The sequence below is a fragment of the Muricauda sp. MAR_2010_75 genome (assembly GCF_000745185.1).
Classification (GTDB): domain Bacteria; phylum Bacteroidota; class Bacteroidia; order Flavobacteriales; family Flavobacteriaceae; genus Flagellimonas.
The window spans coordinates 1,889,406-1,905,957 of sequence record NZ_JQNJ01000001.1; the positions used below are offsets into that span (position 1 = coordinate 1,889,406).

Annotated in this window: 22 protein-coding genes; 5 read left to right on the top strand and 17 right to left on the bottom strand. The window is 41.8% G+C overall.

All coding sequences use genetic code 11. From position 1 onward, the window contains the following. The first annotated feature begins 53 nt into the window (after positions 1 to 53). Positions 54 to 482 (top strand): TerB family tellurite resistance protein, encoded by a 429-nt coding sequence (locus FG28_RS08400; RefSeq protein ID WP_036381869.1) that lies wholly within the window; start codon positions 54 to 56, stop codon positions 480 to 482. On the opposite strand, the gene fbp is transcribed toward FG28_RS08400, so the two are convergent. After that, positions 479 to 1,492, bottom strand: a complete 1,014-nt coding sequence (fbp, locus tag FG28_RS08405; protein ID WP_036381873.1) for a class 1 fructose-bisphosphatase — start codon at positions 1,490 to 1,492, stop codon at positions 479 to 481. The genes FG28_RS08400 and fbp overlap by 4 nt on opposite strands. Positions 1,493 to 1,602: 110 nt before the next feature. Here fbp and FG28_RS08410 point away from each other — a divergent pair, with 110 nt between their 5' ends. The 4 genes from FG28_RS08410 to FG28_RS08425 all read left to right on the top strand — a co-directional run bounded on the left by FG28_RS08410 (position 1,603) and on the right by FG28_RS08425 (position 6,287). Then, the gene (locus FG28_RS08410) at positions 1,603 to 2,085 is read left to right on the top strand and encodes a GNAT family N-acetyltransferase (RefSeq protein WP_036381875.1); all 483 of its coding nucleotides are present in this window, start codon (positions 1,603 to 1,605) and stop codon (positions 2,083 to 2,085) included. A gap of 22 nt (positions 2,086 to 2,107) precedes the next feature. Further along, positions 2,108 to 3,358 (top strand): aspartate kinase, encoded by a 1,251-nt coding sequence (locus tag FG28_RS08415; protein ID WP_036381878.1) that lies wholly within the window; start codon positions 2,108 to 2,110, stop codon positions 3,356 to 3,358. An 83-nt stretch (positions 3,359 to 3,441) separates the two neighbouring features. Then, positions 3,442 to 5,262 (top strand): lysophospholipid acyltransferase family protein, encoded by a 1,821-nt coding sequence (locus FG28_RS08420; protein ID WP_036381880.1) that lies wholly within the window; start codon positions 3,442 to 3,444, stop codon positions 5,260 to 5,262. A gap of 17 nt (positions 5,263 to 5,279) precedes the next feature. After that, positions 5,280 to 6,287, top strand: coding sequence for a carboxypeptidase-like regulatory domain-containing protein (locus tag FG28_RS08425; RefSeq protein WP_036381882.1), 1,008 nt, complete (start codon positions 5,280 to 5,282; stop codon positions 6,285 to 6,287). Positions 6,288 to 6,301: 14 nt separating this feature from the next. Here the strand turns inward: FG28_RS08425 and FG28_RS08430 are convergent, their stop codons facing one another. The 16 genes from FG28_RS08430 to FG28_RS08505 form a co-directional block, all read right to left on the bottom strand. Further along, positions 6,302 to 6,724: an arsenate reductase ArsC gene (locus FG28_RS08430; RefSeq protein WP_036381885.1), complete on the bottom strand. Its 423-nt coding sequence runs from the start codon at positions 6,722 to 6,724 to the stop codon at positions 6,302 to 6,304. A gap of 13 nt (positions 6,725 to 6,737) precedes the next feature. Next, positions 6,738 to 7,229, bottom strand: coding sequence for a GNAT family N-acetyltransferase (locus tag FG28_RS08435; protein WP_036381888.1), 492 nt, complete (start codon positions 7,227 to 7,229; stop codon positions 6,738 to 6,740). A 9-nt stretch (positions 7,230 to 7,238) separates the two neighbouring features. Beyond that, the gene (locus tag FG28_RS08440) at positions 7,239 to 7,733 is read right to left on the bottom strand and encodes a DUF6428 family protein (protein WP_036381891.1); all 495 of its coding nucleotides are present in this window, start codon (positions 7,731 to 7,733) and stop codon (positions 7,239 to 7,241) included. 2 nt (positions 7,734 to 7,735) lie between these two features. After that, complete coding sequence (locus FG28_RS08445; RefSeq protein WP_036381893.1) at positions 7,736 to 8,059, bottom strand: helix-turn-helix transcriptional regulator; 324 nt, start codon at positions 8,057 to 8,059, stop codon at positions 7,736 to 7,738. Positions 8,060 to 8,156: 97 nt separating this feature from the next. Further along, entirely contained in the window at positions 8,157 to 8,525 is a 369-nt protein-coding gene (locus FG28_RS08450; RefSeq protein ID WP_036381895.1) for a TM2 domain-containing protein, read from the bottom strand. Positions 8,526 to 8,578: 53 nt separating this feature from the next. Continuing rightward, positions 8,579 to 8,965: a VOC family protein gene (locus FG28_RS08455; RefSeq protein WP_036381897.1), complete on the bottom strand. Its 387-nt coding sequence runs from the start codon at positions 8,963 to 8,965 to the stop codon at positions 8,579 to 8,581. After that, on the bottom strand, positions 8,962 to 9,495 hold the full coding sequence (locus FG28_RS08460; protein ID WP_036381898.1) for a DUF4199 domain-containing protein: 534 nt from the start codon (positions 9,493 to 9,495) through the stop codon (positions 8,962 to 8,964). The genes FG28_RS08455 and FG28_RS08460 overlap by 4 nt, the downstream gene beginning before the upstream one ends. A gap of 98 nt (positions 9,496 to 9,593) precedes the next feature. Then, complete coding sequence (locus FG28_RS21095; protein WP_036381903.1) at positions 9,594 to 10,010, bottom strand: response regulator transcription factor; 417 nt, start codon at positions 10,008 to 10,010, stop codon at positions 9,594 to 9,596. Between the two features lie 9 nt (positions 10,011 to 10,019). Beyond that, complete coding sequence (locus FG28_RS08470; protein WP_036381905.1) at positions 10,020 to 10,952, bottom strand: 2-hydroxyacid dehydrogenase; 933 nt, start codon at positions 10,950 to 10,952, stop codon at positions 10,020 to 10,022. 18 nt (positions 10,953 to 10,970) lie between these two features. Then, positions 10,971 to 11,336: a cupin domain-containing protein gene (locus FG28_RS08475; protein ID WP_036381909.1), complete on the bottom strand. Its 366-nt coding sequence runs from the start codon at positions 11,334 to 11,336 to the stop codon at positions 10,971 to 10,973. A 10-nt stretch (positions 11,337 to 11,346) separates the two neighbouring features. Further along, positions 11,347 to 11,706 (bottom strand): nuclear transport factor 2 family protein, encoded by a 360-nt coding sequence (locus FG28_RS08480; protein WP_036381911.1) that lies wholly within the window; start codon positions 11,704 to 11,706, stop codon positions 11,347 to 11,349. Between the two features lie 28 nt (positions 11,707 to 11,734). Then, positions 11,735 to 13,087, bottom strand: coding sequence for a magnesium transporter (gene mgtE / locus FG28_RS08485; RefSeq protein WP_036381913.1), 1,353 nt, complete (start codon positions 13,085 to 13,087; stop codon positions 11,735 to 11,737). Beyond that, the gene (gene rsmA, locus FG28_RS08490) at positions 13,074 to 13,946 is read right to left on the bottom strand and encodes a 16S rRNA (adenine(1518)-N(6)/adenine(1519)-N(6))-dimethyltransferase RsmA (RefSeq protein ID WP_036381917.1); all 873 of its coding nucleotides are present in this window, start codon (positions 13,944 to 13,946) and stop codon (positions 13,074 to 13,076) included. Before rsmA ends, mgtE begins: the two co-directional genes overlap by 14 nt. A gap of 18 nt (positions 13,947 to 13,964) precedes the next feature. Then, positions 13,965 to 14,273 (bottom strand): gamma-glutamylcyclotransferase family protein, encoded by a 309-nt coding sequence (locus FG28_RS08495; protein WP_036381920.1) that lies wholly within the window; start codon positions 14,271 to 14,273, stop codon positions 13,965 to 13,967. Positions 14,274 to 14,277: 4 nt separating this feature from the next. Next, complete coding sequence (locus tag FG28_RS08500) at positions 14,278 to 14,595, bottom strand: DUF4286 family protein (RefSeq protein ID WP_036386336.1); 318 nt, start codon at positions 14,593 to 14,595, stop codon at positions 14,278 to 14,280. A gap of 164 nt (positions 14,596 to 14,759) precedes the next feature. Next, positions 14,760 to 16,547 carry a tetratricopeptide repeat protein gene (locus FG28_RS08505; protein WP_036381922.1) on the bottom strand — a complete coding sequence of 596 codons (1,788 nt, stop codon included), beginning with the start codon at positions 16,545 to 16,547 and terminating at the stop codon, positions 14,760 to 14,762. Between the last annotated feature and the right edge of the window lie 5 nt (positions 16,548 to 16,552).

The window sequence follows — 16,552 nt, forward strand, 5'->3', positions numbered from 1 at the left end:
TTTACCTGCTTTTTTTGCGATAAGATTTATATTTGTGCCACAAAATTTGAGATATGCCGATTCTAGATCTTTACGAGCACGGAGACCACAGGAAAAACTTGGCCCACTTTGCCACTTTGGCCACTTTGGCCGCTATTGATGGGGAAATTAACCCCAAGGAAAGAGCCATTTTGGAAAAGTTTGCCTTTAAACTGAACATTTCTGAGGATGAATTCAAAGAGGTCATGAAAAAGGAGAACAAATACCCCATTGAAACTCCGCATAGTGGTGAAAAACGCTATAAGAGGCTTTTCGAATTTTTCCAGATTATTTTTTCGGACCACGAGATTGATGATGAGGAGCGAAGGATTGTTGAAAAATATGCCATAGGACTAGGGTTTCCCCCTAAAACGGCTTCACAGATCATTGATAAGTCCATTGCGATTTTCACGGGGAAAATCGATTTTGAGGATTACCACAGAATTGTGATACGAGAAGATTAAGATTGGGCATTTGCCATAAACTCTTCCGCTTTTTCCACCATTTTTTTACTTCCGCAGAAAAAAGGAACGCGTTCATGCAGTTCAGTGGGCTGTATGTCCATTATCCGGCGAAACCCATCGCTAGCTTTTCCGTTGGCTTGTTCAGCCAAAAACGCCATGGGGTTACACTCATACAATAGTCGTAGTTTTCCATTTTGTGCCATACTGCTTTTGGGGTACATATAAATCCCTCCTTTGATCATATTTCTATGAAAATCGGAAACCAAAGAGCCAATGTATCTGGAAGTATAAGGTCTATCTCCTTCTTCTTTTTGGCAATATTTGATATAGTCCTTCACCCCTTGAGGAAAATGGATGTAATTCCCCTCGTTCACGGAGTAAATTTTACCGGTTTCGGGAAACTGCATGTTTGGATGGGAAAGGTAAAACGTACCAAGAGCAGGGTTCAACGTAAATCCGTTTACGCCATGTCCCGTGGTATAGACATACATAGTGGAGGTTCCGTAAATGATGTAACCCGCGGCAATCTGATTTTTGCCCGGTTGCAAAAAATCTTCCAAGGTAACTGGAGTGCCTACCGGTGTTACCCTCCTGTAAATGGAAAAAATGGTTCCAACCGATACGTTAACATCAATATTGGATGAGCCATCCAAAGGGTCAATGAGCACCACGTATTTGTTCTGGTGTTGTTTGTCAAAACTGTTGATGCTGATAAAATCGTCTTCTTCTTCTGAGGCTATCCCGCAAACAATTTCTCGATTCTTTAAAGTCTGAATAAATTTCTCATTGGCCAACACATCCAATTTTTGTTGATCTTCTCCTTGAATATTCGTGTCACCAGCCGCACCAATAATGTCAACAAGACCCGCTTTGTTTACCTCATGGTTTACTACTTTGGCGGCTAAGCGGATTCCGTTGAGCAGTCTGGAGAGTTCTCCGGAGGTATATTGAAATGATTCTTGGTTGGCGATGATAAATTCGCCCATGGTGAGTCGCTGCTTATCAGACATGGAATACTGTTTTATTTACGGACAAATATCGGGCATTTTGTGAATCTAAAACGATTTCGTACCGCTAAAGTTTTAGATATTTATAACTTTGAGTTTTATTTGTAACAATTATGGAATACGTGATCAGAGATGCAAGGAAGGAAGATATGGCCCAGGTGTTGGCACTGGTGCAAGAACTGGCCCATTTTGAAAAGGAACCTGATGCTGTGGTTATCTCAAAAGAGGACTTGGAAAGAGACGGTTTTGGAGAACAAAAGCAATTCCATTGTTTTGTGGCGGAAGTGGGCGAAGAAATCGTAGGAATTGCCTTGGTATATCCCAGATATTCCACATGGAAAGGTCCTGCAATCCATCTGGAAGATCTTATTGTTGCTGAGCGAATGCGTGGCAGTGGGCTTGGAACGGCATTGCTGGATAAAGTGATAACGTATGGTCATGATCTAGGTGTTAGGAGAATTCAATGGGAAGTTTTGGATTGGAATGATCCGGCCATTGAATTCTACGAGAAAAAAGGAGCTAAGGTACTTAGAGATTGGGATGTGGTTCAAATGGACGAACAAGGCATCAAAAATTATATGGAGAGTTTAAACTAATTTTTACAAGAAGATATACTGAATGAGAGTATTTAAGTTTGGTGGCGCATCTGTAAAAGATGCCAATGCAGTTAGAAATGTGGTACGGGTGTTGCAAGAAGTGGGCCATGAGGATACCTTGGTGGTGATTTCGGCCATGGGCAAGACCACCAATGCCATGGAAAAAGTGGTGGAATCGTATTTCAAGGATAAAAATTCCATTACAGCGGCCCTTCAGGAGGTCATAGATTACCATGACGGCATCTTGTCCGATTTGTTTGAAAATGCCAAGCATCCCATCTACGAGAAAGTAAAGCTGCTTTTTGAAGAAGTGAAAGGCTTTTTAACATGGAATAAATCTCCTAAATATGCCTTTGTCTATGATCAGGTTGTAGGTTATGGGGAATTGCTATCCACCACAATTATCAGTGCTTATCTGAACGAAATTGGTTTGTCCAATACGTGGTTGGATGTCCGTCAGTTGATCAAAACCGATAACAATTACCGCGATGCCCTAATAAATTGGGAGCGAACCCAGGCCGAGGTATCCGCTAGGGTAGATATGTCAAAGTTGAACATTACCCAAGGGTTTTTGGGCAGTGACGATAATAACTTCACCACAACTTTGGGCAGGGAAGGTTCTGATTACACGGCTGCTATATTGGCTTATTGCCTCAATGCCGAGTCGGTTACCATTTGGAAGGATGTTCCCGGTGTTTTGAATGCGGACCCACGAAACTTCAAAGAGACCCAATTGTTGGAGCAAATTTCCTATAGAGAAGCCATAGAATTGGCGTTTTATGGAGCGTCTGTGATTCACCCTAAGACACTCCAACCTTTACAGCGAAAAGAAATTCCCCTGCATGTAAAATCGTTTCTCAACCCAAAGGATATGGGCACAACTGTGGGTAAAGGAGTGGGGATCGTTCCCAAAACTCCTTGTTTCATTGTAAAGAAGAACCAAGTGCTGTTGAAACTTTCCTCACTGGATTTTTCATTCATCGTGGAGGACAACATCAGCGAGATTTTTAAATTGTTCCACGACCATCGCCTAAAAGTGGATATGATCCAGAACTCAGCCATTAGTTTTTCGGTGTGCTTGGACAATAAGTTTAATGGTCTTCAGCCCATGTTGGAAGTACTCAAACGAAAATTCAAGGTGGTCTGCCATGAAGATGTTTCACTCTACACCATCCGGCATTTTGATGACAATGCGGTAAAATCCCTTCAAAATGGCAAATCCGTACTAGTGGAGCAGCGTGGCAAGGAAACCGTACAGCTCGTTGTAAAATAGGGTTTAGTCCCCTACTTTTTATAGAAGAGGTCAATTACCGTATTTTTCTATCTTTACGTATATCTAAACAATAAAGATAGCTCATGGGGTTGGTTTCTGCGAAAGAAGTGGCTAAGGTGATTCACCTGGATAAGTATGGATTCTTGGGCACTTTTGTGGGATGGCTTTTAATGGTGGCCACCAAGATTACCACAATAAATCGATTCTACAACAAAAACAAAGAACTCCCCGGACCGGAATTTTTGGATGCCATTCTGGAACATTACGAAATAGACTTTGAGATTCCGGAAGAGGATTTGAAACGATTGCCAAAAACTGGGCCATACATCACCATCAGCAACCACCCACTTGGAGGAATTGATGGGGTTTTGTTGCTCAAATTATTGTCAAAAGAGCGCCCTGATTTTAAAATCATCGCCAATTTTTTATTGCACCGTATTGAGCCTTTAAGGCCTTACATCATGCCGGTAAATCCTTTTGAAAACCATAAAGATGCCAAGAGCAGCATTATGGGATTTAAAAGCGCATTGGCACACTTGAAGGAAGGTCACCCGCTGGGAATTTTCCCTGCTGGTGAAGTGTCTACCTACCGGGATGGCAAACTGGTGGTGGACAGGCCTTGGGAGGAAGCAGCCATTAAGTTGATACGTAAGGCTGAGGTTCCCGTGGTGCCCATTTATTTCCATGCCCGCAACAGCAGACTTTTTTATACGCTTTCCAAAATAAACGATGTGTTTAGAACGGCCAAGCTGCCCTCAGAATTGACATCACAGAGTAGAAGGCCCATTAAAGTGAGAATTGGCCAGCCCATTTCGGTAAATACACAAAATGAAGAGGAGACTTTGGAATCTTTCACAGAATTACTTCGAAAGAAAACCTACCTCTTGGCGAATGTGTTTGAAAAGGAACGCTTGATTGACAAGGTGCCCACCAGTTTAAAAATTCCAAAACCTCCCAAAAAAATAGCTACACAGGTTAGTACAAAAGTATTGGAAGGCGAAATAGAACGATTACGCGAAAAGGACTGCAGGGTGTTGCAGAGCAAAAATTACGAGGTCTATTTGGCGCAACAGAAAGACATTCCTTTTTGCTTAAATGAGATTGGAAGGCAACGGGAGGTTACATTTCGGGAAGTGGGTGAAGGCACCAATAATGCTATTGATCTGGACAAGTTTGATTCGTATTACCACCACCTTTTTTTATGGGACGACGATGCGAAGACCATTGTAGGGGCCTACAGAATGGGGTTGGGTTCGGAAATCTTCAAAAAATATGGGATAGATGGGTTTTACCTTCAGGATTTGTTCCGTTTTGAACCGGAACTTTACGGAATGATGGAACAATCCATTGAAATGGGCAGGGCTTATATCGTAAAGGAATATCAACAAAAACCCATGCCTTTGTTCTTGTTGTGGAAGGGCATTGTACACACGACACTGAGACATCCAGAGCATAAATATTTAATTGGGGGCGTGAGCATCAGTAACCAGTTCTCCAATTTTTCCAAATCCTTGATGATCGAGTTTATGAAATCCAATTATTGGGATCCCTATGTGGCCCAGTACATTCGTCCCAAAAAGGAGTTCAAGGTACAACTAAAGGATGCCGACAAGGAATTTGTGTTTGACGAGACCCAGGCCGACCTCAATAAGTTCGACAAATTGATCAGTGAGGTGGAACCCGGAAGCTTGCGATTGCCTGTTTTGATCAAAAAATACATCAAACAGAATGCAAAAGTAGTGGCATTCAATGTAGATCCGCTTTTCAACAATTCTGTGGATGGCTTAATGTACATTAGAATTGCAGACCTGCCCGAAGACACCGTTAAGCCCGTTATGGAGGAGTTTCAGGCAGAGTTGGAGCGTAAAATGGCCGAAGGGACCGTGACCACCAATGGGAATTAAGAAAGTAAATGCTTGCTATGAGATTATCTGTATTGCTATTTCTTTTTTTTATACTGCAAATTCAATCCCAAGAAGTTAAAGGAGTTATTTTTGACGCAAAGACCGAAGAGCCCATTTTTGGGGTGTCTGTATATTATGATGGCAGTTCCGTTGGAACCATGACTGATGAAGATGGAAGTTTTAGGATACAACTTCCTTATCAAAACAAGGCCACTCTTGTCATCAGTCATTTAGGTTACGTGACCCAAAAAATACCAAACTTGCCTAGGGAAGCTGTACTTACTATTGCATTGGAGGAAGAAGTTGAAAGCTTGGAAGAAGTGGTACTTACTTCGGATCCTTTTACTAGAAAGGATAAAATGGAAGTCTTTAAATTGGAGTTCTTGGGAGATACACAGGGAGGTCGTGCCTGTGAAATTGTGAATGAGGAGGATGTTCGCCTTTATTTCAATTCCGAAGACAATACCCTTTCAGCCTATAGCGACAAACCTGTGGTTGTCCAAAATGAATACTTGGGATATCTTGTTCATTTTAATATTGAGGAGTTTAAAATTTTCTTCAAATCAAAAAGTCTTAAACGAATAGACAACATATACCATACGCTTTTTGATGGAACTACCCGTTTTTATGATACTTCTAATGGAGACTCCAAAATTGAGGGCAGAAGACAGCGGGCTTATTTAGGTTCCCCAAGGCATTTTATTCGGGCATGTTGGTACGGTGATGTTGAAAATCAAAATTTCAGGTTGAAAAAGAGGTATAAGAGTGTGGAAATATCTGATTTCATCAAGAAAAATGGAGACTCATTAGGAGATTTACGTGAGGTTCGGTTTTACGGAGATCAATTCGTAATCTATCATAAGAAAAGGAGTAATTATAGGTCAACCCTCAAAATAAATGAAGTGGACACCACCTATATTATGGACAGATACGGTAATTACACACCCTTTGAAAGTCTAGTTTTTGGGGGGCACATGTCCAGCTACAGAATTGGGGATATGCTCCCTATGGATTATGGCTTTTAGAAGCGGTAACTCTATTAATCCATAAGTTCTTCCCGAACAAAATCATGACAAAATTCTTTTATTTCATCCCGGGTACTTACAAATGCTTCATGAATTTCCTGCTCTGAACCCTGTACCTTTGATGGGTCGACAAAATTTTGATGAAGGCGCCTGGCATTTTTGGCCGGGATAAATGGACAGTGCTCCTTGGCATGGTCACATACCGTAATGATATAATCCCACTCAATGTCCGCATATTCATCTACATGATTGGAGGTATGGTGTGAAATGTCAACCTTATCTTCTTTCATGACCGAAACCGCCAAGGGGTTGAGCCCATGGGTTTCAATACCGGCACTATAAATATTGGCCAGTTTGCTTTGAAAATGCTCTAAATACCCATGTGCCATTTGGCTTCGGCACGAGTTTCCTGTGCAAAGCACCAATATGTTTTTCATTTTGATTTGATGTTTAGTCTATCCCAACATTGTTACTGCGCTTTTCAAATAACAGGTTGTCCTTCCAAACACCATGTATTTTACCCACGCGTTCACGCTTGCCAATATAGCGAAAACCTACTTTTTCATGCAGTTTTATACTGGCTTTATTTTCAGGAAAAACACCGGATTGTATCGTCCAAAATCCGGTATTTTCACTTTCTTCAATGAGCTTTTCCAAAAGCAGTTTTCCAACACCTTTTCCACGACTGTTGGCACCAATGTATACGCTTACTTCACCAACTCCCCCATATACACATCTGCTGGAAACGGGAGAAAGGGCGGCCCAACCTAAAATGGTGCCTTCTTCCTCTGCGACCAATCGGCAAGAGGAAATATGCGCATTATCCCAGCTCTCATACGTGGGTGCGGTGGTTTCGAATGTCGCAAAGCCGGTGGCTATACCTTCAGTATAGATTTGGCACACTTGCTCCCAATCGGAGGCCTGCATACTGCGGATTACCATAGTTGTGGTTTAGCAACATCCAGATTCTGGAGAACAGCATGTAGAGGTTTCTTCCTTAACTTCAGCTTTGGGGTCCACACCACAAGTTTCCTTGGCCTTGCAATCTGTTTTTTCAACTGACAGTTTTACAATTAAGGATTGGTTGTCCAGCGCATAATCATCAACAAAAAGTTGAGCAGTATGAAAGTCTTCATTGCTGTACTCAAATTTAATTTCAGCGTCTTGCACCATGGGTTTAATGTGGTCTACTTTATTGAGTATGGCCAATGCTTTGTAAACTGACATGTAATCTCTTTTGCCCTTTTCTTTTGGACTTTCCCAAAGTTGAACAATGGTCTCTTTCCAAAAGTCGGTCCCAGCACCGCAATCCACAGAATCTATGGTGATGTTTTTTACTTCGGTAATATGATAGTTGGCCCCAACGAACTTTTCTGGAGCGTACTCAAAAAGCAAGCTTTTGTCTTGATGTTGTTTTAATACGGATAGAAATTCTGATGTTTTCATAGTTAACAGCAATTACGATTAATATTTGAAAAGAACGTATGGAAGGAATGCTGTAATTCTTCCCACCGTTCTTGGTTGATACAATAACAAAGGTTTTTCCCTTCAAAAGTTCCTTTTAGGAGTCCAATTTTTTTGATTTCATTCAAATGTTGCGATATGGTAGGTTGGGCAAGACCGATGACATCCACCAGATCATTACAGATACAGGCATCCTGCTTGCTGATGTATTCCAAAATGGCAACGCGGGCAGGATGAGCCAAAACCTTGGCAACATGGGCCAATTCATTGTGGGTTGGTGAAAACATATATGTTTTGGAAGCTCCCATAGTTTTTATTTTGAATGCAAATATAAATTAATATTGCAATATTACGATGATAGGAGCAAATAAAAAAGCCAGAAGGGGATTTTCTGGCCTATTTTTTTTAGAACCAAGGTTTTTTGCCCACTTGATAGGTGTTGTAAAACTCCTCATCAGATTTGGTCAAATAGATGATTCCTTCTATCAAACCTATGATCCATGTAGCTGAGGCGGCTATACCACAAGTAACAGCACCTAGTATAATGGTGATTACCAGTAAAATAATGCCCTCTTTATTGTACCCTAAAATGAATTTATGTATACCAAATCCACCAAGTACAATTGCTAGAATACCTGCAAGGATTTTCTTGTTGTCACCCCCGGCGCCTTTGAGTCCTTCTGTAAATTCGTCAGCGGTTTTTTTTGCTTCTTCTTTGAAGTCTTTTCCAGCTTCTTCTGCTTGATCTCCTAAGTCTTTCTTTTCTTCAGACATGGTTTTTAATGTGTTGGTTAAACGATATCTAAATGTAATAAATAATTTAATAGCTATAGAAATGCTTTATCAACAGGTTCCCAGAGCTCCAATTTGTTTCCCTCCGGATCCATGATCCATCCAAATTTTCCGTAGTCGTATTCCTCAATATCACCAACCACGGTGACCCCTTCTTTTTTCAATTCCTCAAGGAGTTCCACAAGGTTTTCTACCCTAAAGTTCATCATAAATTGCTTATCACTAGGTTGAAAATATGTTGTATCTTCCTTAAACGGACCCCATTGGGTGGAACAGTCATTACCTTGCTTATCTTTCCACCAAAAGGTGCACCCATATTGATCCGTGTTCAATCCTAGATGGGTTTTGTACCATTCCTTGATTTTGTTCGGGTCCTTCGTTTTAAAGAAAAAACCACCAATTCCGGTTACTCTATTTTTCATGATTTTGGTTTATGGTTGTTAGCTAATTTTCTCTGCAAGACCAATGCGGAAAGCAGCGAAATGATAAATCCAATTACAAAGACGGTCAGAGCCATCACCACAAAGGAAAATAGTGGATTGGAAAAAAGTTCCTTTTGTGATTCCATTTCTGCCAATTTTGCTTCAAATTCATCAGCAGGGAGAGATGCCTTTAGGGTCTCAACGCTGTGGTTGTAATACTCGGTCGTAAACTCTGGGTTGAGCACTTCAGTATAAAAAACATCAAGAATCCCAAAAGCAAGGGCAGTAATTAAACTGATCAAAATCCCAATTAGAAGTGCTTTTTTGAAACTTACCTTACCGTCATTTTCTATGTCCCTATACTGTTTAATACCAAAAAAGACAAAGCCCAAGGATACAATCATGGAGATATACCCCAAAACTTCTTGGGAAAAATAGGGAAGGTCGTCTAAAACAAACCAACTTAGAAGAAATAGTACACAAATGGTTATGGATCCATACAGCCCAAATTTGAAAACAGTTTTTTTCATGGTAAATGCGTTAAAAGATTGACTCAAAAGTAGGAGTTGAGTCAAAGGAATAGCTCATACTAAAGTACCAAATAAGGAAGTATTGATCTTAAACTGAGCTAAATACCCAAAATTTGGAGGTCTTTTGCTTTTTGAATGGCCTGCGTACGACGCTTGGCATCCAGTTTTACCAAAAGGTTGGAAACATGAGTTTTAACAGTACTTTCCGAGACAAAAAGTGTCTCGGCAATTTCCTTGTTGGACAGTCCTTTGGAAATCTGTACCAATACTTCATATTCACGCTCACTAATTCCGAGCTGCTTTATCTTTTTTGGATTGATGGCAGTATTGGGGATTTCCTTTTTTCTCTGCGTTTTCTTGTTGATATAGATACCAATAAAGAAAAAAACCACGGCGATTATTGCAATGATGATTTCAATAGAAATATCACCGGACATATAGGCATATTTGCTCAGTTGAAAGAGAACAAGCAGTGCAACAATCAAGGCAGAAAAAACAAAAATGGTCTTTTTCACCCACTAAAATTAGCAAAATCTTGCTTTGACCTTATTAACAATGGTCTGGGCCAATTTTTCATTGCTTTCCACGGTCCATCCCGCCACATGGGGAGTGAGAATTACGTTTTTGGCCTTTCGGAGATATTTAAATGCTTTGGGTTTTTGAATGAACATGTTTTCAAACGACTTTTTCTCATATTCCAACACATCCAATCCTGCGCCCAATATTTTTCCTGATTTTAAGGCCGTGACCAAATCTTTGGTGACCACACATTTTCCCCGGGCGGTGTTCAACAACCAGAACGGTTTATGAAAACCATTGATGAATTCCGAAGTGATCATGCCAATGGTGAGTTCGGTTTGGGGGACATGTAGGCTCACCACATCTGATTTTTGTTGAAATTCCATGATGCCGACTTGCCGGGCATTTTCATCGCCAACGCCACCTACAATATCGTAACAGATGACCTCTACATCAAAACCCTTTAGTTTTTTGGCAAAGGCCTTGCCCATATTTCCATAGCCAATGATTCCCACAGTTTTCCCATCCAGTTCAACCCCTCGGTTACCTTCACGGTCCCATTTCCCTTTCTTGACCTCGCGGTTGGCCTTGGCTAATTTGTTCAGAAGCGACAACAACATGCCCAAGGTATGCTCGCCTACGGCATTTCGGTTTCCTTCCGGGGCAGAAGCCAAAAAAATACCTTTTTCCTTGGCGTATTGGGTGTCTATATTTTCCAATCCAGCACCTACCCTGCCAATGAATTTTAAGTTGGTGGCCTTGTCCAAAAACTGTTGGTCTATGGTAAACCTGCTACGGATGATTATCCCATCGTATTGATCAATGGTTTTTTCAATCGCTTCTTTGGTTGAAGTGTAGTCTTCATGGTTTTCAAACCCTAATTGGGCAAATTGCTCTAGCAAAAGGGGATGGTTGGTGTCCAGGTGGAGAACTTTCATGCGTCAAATATACAACTCCTAGATTTTTGGGTAATGGGTCTGTGTTTTTTCATGTTGCACCGCTCCGGTATGGGCAGTAGTAAGTTTTTCGAACAGGAGAACATGGACCTCTTCACCATCTTTGGTGATGGGATTGTGTTCCACTCCTTTGGGCACTACTATAATTTCACCTTCGTTAACCACTTCGGTACGATCCCGAAATTGCATATACAAGGTTCCTTTGATCACTTGGAAGAGTTCATCTTCATGCTCATGGGCATGCCACACAAATTCCCCTTCAAGTTTGGCCAAGAGTACTTGCATCTCATCCACCACGGCAATTTGGTGTGGGTGCCATTGTTGGGTAAATTCAGAATGTTTTTGTTTTAGATTGATGGATTTCATGACAATAAAATTAATTTGTTGGGATAGGTAGATTGTGCATGCGTAAAAATGATAATTTGTCCCAATAGCCCCGTTGGAATTTGATTTTTCCATCAACAATGTGAAAGAAACCGCAGCCTCTTAGGCCCAAAAGATCTTTCCATTCCAAAATGGCCCATTGCCCATCCTCAAAGATGTTTTCCACAATACAGACCATGTCGGCAGTCTCAAATTCACATTTGAACATATTGTAAATGGCATCTTTGCCAACAACAGGATCGTTGGTCACTTGATGGTTGATAGCATCGGAATGGTAAAGTTTAGCTATTTCAGCTGCATCACCTTGGTTGAAGATTTTGACCCAATGTTCAACAACTTGTTTTGGTCCCATATTTACTAAATGGATTTATTGTGATGAATTATATCCCCAAAATCATTTTGGCAATCCAAAAATAAATTAAGATTCCAAAAATGTCATTGCTGGTGGTTATAAAAGGACCGGTAGCAATGGCGGGATCAATGTTTCTTTTATGAAGGAACAAAGGGATAAATGTGCCGATTAACCCGGCGACAACGATGACAACCACTAGGGAGAGTGATATGGCCAGGGCTGTGGCAAAAGCCCCTTTCCAAATCCAAGTGAACAACATGAGTAAAATGGCGAGAATAAATCCATTTAAGAGCGCCAACAGCATTTCTTTTAAAAGACGATTGCTTACGCTTCCCTTAAGGTCGTCGTTGGCAAGTCCTTGAACAATAATGGCACTGGATTGCACGCCTACATTACCGGCCATGGCGGCTATCAATGGGGTGAAGAAAAACAGGACGGCATGCTTGGAAATCATTTCTTCAAATCCTCCCATTATGGCAGCGGCACCTAGTCCACCCATTAACCCCAATATGAGCCAAGGCAATCGGGCACGTGTCAGTTCCCAAATACTGTCATCGGCTTCCACGCCTTGAGAGATACCGGCCGCCATTTGATAATCCCTGTCAGCTTCCTCACGGATTACGTCCACAATATCATCAATGGTGATGCGGCCAACCAATCTTCCAATTTCGTCCACAACGGGAATGGCCTCCAAATCGTATTTGGACATGATCTTGGCTACTTCTTCCCCTTTTTCGTTGACATTTACGGCATCGACCTTGGATATATAAACATCTTTAATATGTGTTTTAGCAGAGGTTGTGAGCAAATCCTTTAAGGATAACCTACCTTTAAGCTTTCCCTCATCATCCACCACATAAATGGAGTGGACCCGGGTCACATTTTCGGCCTGGGCCCGCATCTCCTTGACGCAGGTGGTCACGGTCCAATTTTCATTGACCTTTACCAACTCCTTGGCCATGAGCCCCCCAGCCGAATCATCGTCATAACGCAAAAGGTCCACAATGTCCTTGGCGTGATCTCTATCCTCTATCTCGGATATAACCTCCTGAACGAGTTCCTTTGGAAGTTCGTTGATGATGTCTGCGGCATCATCGGTATCCAATTCGGACAGCTCATCTGCAATTTCTTTGGCGGTGAGGTTCTTCAGAACGGCTTCCCGAATATCCTCGTGCATTTCCGCCAGGATGTCCGAAGTCTTTTCACTGTCCAAAAGTTTGATGAGATAGGTGGCCTCCTCCACATTGAGCTCGTCCGCAATTTCTGCGATATCCGCATAGTGGAATTCTTGCATCATCGACTGTAGACTACTGTTCTTTTGATCAGCGATCAGTTGTCGGATGTCTTCTAAAAGCTCGTCTGTAAGTTTAAACGGGGTCATCGGCTATCTTTTGGGTCAACGTTACAAAATCTGCCACACTGAGCTGTTCCGGGCGCTGGTCAAAGATAGTATCTTCTTTTAGATTATTGGAGAGATTGAAGGTTTTAAGACTATTGCGAAGGGTCTTCCGCCGTTGGTTGAACGCTGTTTTCACCACTTTAAAGAAGAGGCGTTCGTCACAGGGCAGGTTGAGCTCTTTTTTCCGAATCAACCGTAGTACCCCAGAATCCACCTTTGGTGGTGGGTTGAATACCCCGGGGGGAACGCTGAACAAATATTCAGCCTTATAATACGCCTGAACCAATACGGAGAGTATACCATACGTTTTGCTTCCAGGGCCTTCACAGATACGTTGGGCCACCTCTTTTTGGAACATTCCGGAAAACTCTGGCACCTGTTTTCGCATTTCCAACATTTTAAAGACAATCTGACTGGAAATGTTATAAGGAAAGTTTCCGGTGATGGCAAATTGCTCATCTCCGTAGAGTTCCTGTAAATCGAATTTTAGGAAATCCGCCTCAATGACATTGAGGCCATTAGTTTTTTTGAATATTTCAGGATGTTCCAAGGGAAAACTGTGGTTCAGGTACACAATGGATTCCTCATCCAAGTCCATGGCCACCAAATCTATGCCCCTCATGAGCAGATATTTGGTGAGCACACCCATGCCCGGTCCAATTTCCAAGACATTGGAATATCCGTCCATGGAGAGGGTGTCGGCTATTTTTTGGGCAATGGCCTCGTCTTTTAGAAAGTGCTGGCCTAAGTGTTTCTTGGCTTTTACAGTACCATCTTCCTGTCCGTTTTTAGCCTTTCCAGCTTTGCCGTTACCCAGCTTTCTTTTGTTCTTTTTGGACACAGGGGGTTTTTTTGCAAGTTACTGGGAATTTTCGATATAGACCCAGGCCACAACCCCAGATTCCAAATGGAATTTTTCCCGTTTGTACGCGCTGGTTTCGTAGATATCGGCTTTTTTCAGGTCTGCCATGGATACTTCATACACCATGCCCTCCACCTTATCTTCACCATTTTGGGTATGGAGTACCAAAGGGTAACGACCATACACCGCATTTTCAAATCGCTTAAAGCCAAATAGAAAATCGGATTTTCCGTCCAAAATGCGTCCAAAAATATACTCCTGTACCTGAAGATCCTGTAAGGTGCCGTAGGTAAAAAGATATTCCAAACTGTTAGGGTATTTGTTGATTGATGACTTCAAGTTCGGTCCTGAACGCCACGAATTTATTGGGAAATTTGTTTTGGGCTTCTTCCCGCAGTCGTTCAGCATCAAACTGGTAGTAACATTCCAAAGTTTTTCGGTCTGGCGTGGTATACTGAATCGAATAGGTGACGCCTCCCATTTCTTCTTCGACCAAAACCTTGACCATTTTAGCATGGGAGAACCGTCCCGTTTTCAACATATCAGGAATATGTTTGTCCCGCATCCATGTAAGCCATTCATCATGGACACTTTCATCGATGTTGATGGTAACGTTGTAAATGAGCATCTGCCTTTGGTTTGGAAGGGTGAAAATTAATGTATTTTTTGACAATTCGATAGGTAAAACAAGTCATTTCAAAATGAATATCGATACCCAGCCGGAACAATCGAGAAATCTATTTGGTGAATGCTGATGATGAGATTCCCGTTTGCACGGGAATGACACTGTAATCAATTAATGGCATCACCGCGGAGCCTTCTAAAATTCTTACGTGCCTGGGGAAAGTAATAACTGTCCTGGTAGTTGTAGATGATCTTCTCGTAATGACTTTTGGCTTTTTCGGGCTCGTTCAGGATATTTCGGTAGAGTTCGCCCAAGGCAAAATGGGCATCATCGGCCAAAATCCCATCCGAATAGAACTCCACAATTTTTTTATAGTTGAATTCGGCGCTTTCATAATCCTTTTGAGCTTCCAAAAGTTCTGCCTGTTTTAAAAGAGCTTCATCCTCAATTTTCTCACCTTTATGATTTTGTAAAATGTCTTCCAAAACTGCAATGGCCTCCTTTTTTTTATTTTGATAGGCCATCAAGTCGGCACGGGCGTATTTTTTTAATGCGGTCTTTGTGGAATCTTCCAAGGAGTTATCCGAAATCAATAGGCTCAACTGCATGGCATCGTTGGCAATTAACTGTGAGGTGGAACCCCGGAGCACCTTCAATTGGGTAAGGGCCCAATCAAAATCACCTTTGTAAAAACTGGTTTGGGCCACTTTAAAGCGTGCATTTTGACCCAAAACATCATTTTTGAGGCTTTTTTGTACTTGCGTGAAATTAATTAACGCCTGATTGAATTTTTGGTCGTACACCAGAATATCGCCCAAAGCCAACTTTACATATGCCACTGCCATGCGGTTCATGGGGAGTTCCAAACTTTCCTTGAGCAAAGCAATAGCAGGTTCTGGACGCTCTCTTTTAAACGTGAGGAAATTGGCATAGGCAATCTGGAGTTGAAGCGTTCTACTTTGGTTTCCATACTCAGCCTCCAAATCCTGAAACTTTTTTTCCACTTCATCCAATGTCTTTTCTGTAGGATTCAGCAACGCAATATCAATGAGATTGAGTTGGGCATTGAGTTTGGTTCTAGGTTCGCTTGCATTGTCAACGATATATTCAAAAATGGCTGTGGCATTTTCAAGGTCATTGTCCTCCAAGGCAATCTCACCCAAATTCTCCAAGCGGTCCATAGTGTTTTCATCGGTCCGCTTAAAAATGGCCTTTTCTTGACTGAAGGCACTGTTGTATTGTTTTTGTTGAACAAAGAGCCAACTCAACAATTCGTTCCAAAGAATGTCTGGGTTTTTCTGTGCATTTTGGAGCAGCACTTTACGGAGTAAGATGTTGTTGGTATCTGCCGGGTCTTCGGAAATAAAATCGTCGATATTTCGGAGTACGTTGGAACGAGAGGTGCGACCTTGCCAAATGAGATTCAGGTAGGACTGGTACATTTTTTCAATATCGCCCTGTTCCCCATAAATTCGGGCCAACTGAAAATCGTAGTTCAATTCAGGCTTCAATGCCATAGCTTTTGAATAGGCTTTCACGGCATAATCGAGGAGGGCATATTTTTGAAACCGATAACCCACACTGTATCCATAATTGGGGTTTTCATCAATCTTTTGAATGGCCTTGTCGTAGTATTCGCTAGCTCGGTCCGCTTGGTTTTGGAGCGTGTAATTATAGCCCAATTCAATAAAAAACGTGGGAAAAGCGTAGGGGTCGTCAATTTTCTCCAGCAGGAAACTCTCTGCATCTTCGTACCGTTCCAATTGTTGGTAGCAGGCTACCAGTCCTTCGGAATAATCGGTGCGTCTTGGGTTTTGTTCCACCAATTTTGCATAGAAGATCACCGCTTTTTCATAATCCCCATCATTGAAGTACTGCTTGGCCAGAAAGTCTTCCTGGGCATGGGAGTAGGTCAGTAGGCAAAGGCACGATATGAGAAATAAAAAGTATCGCAATAGCA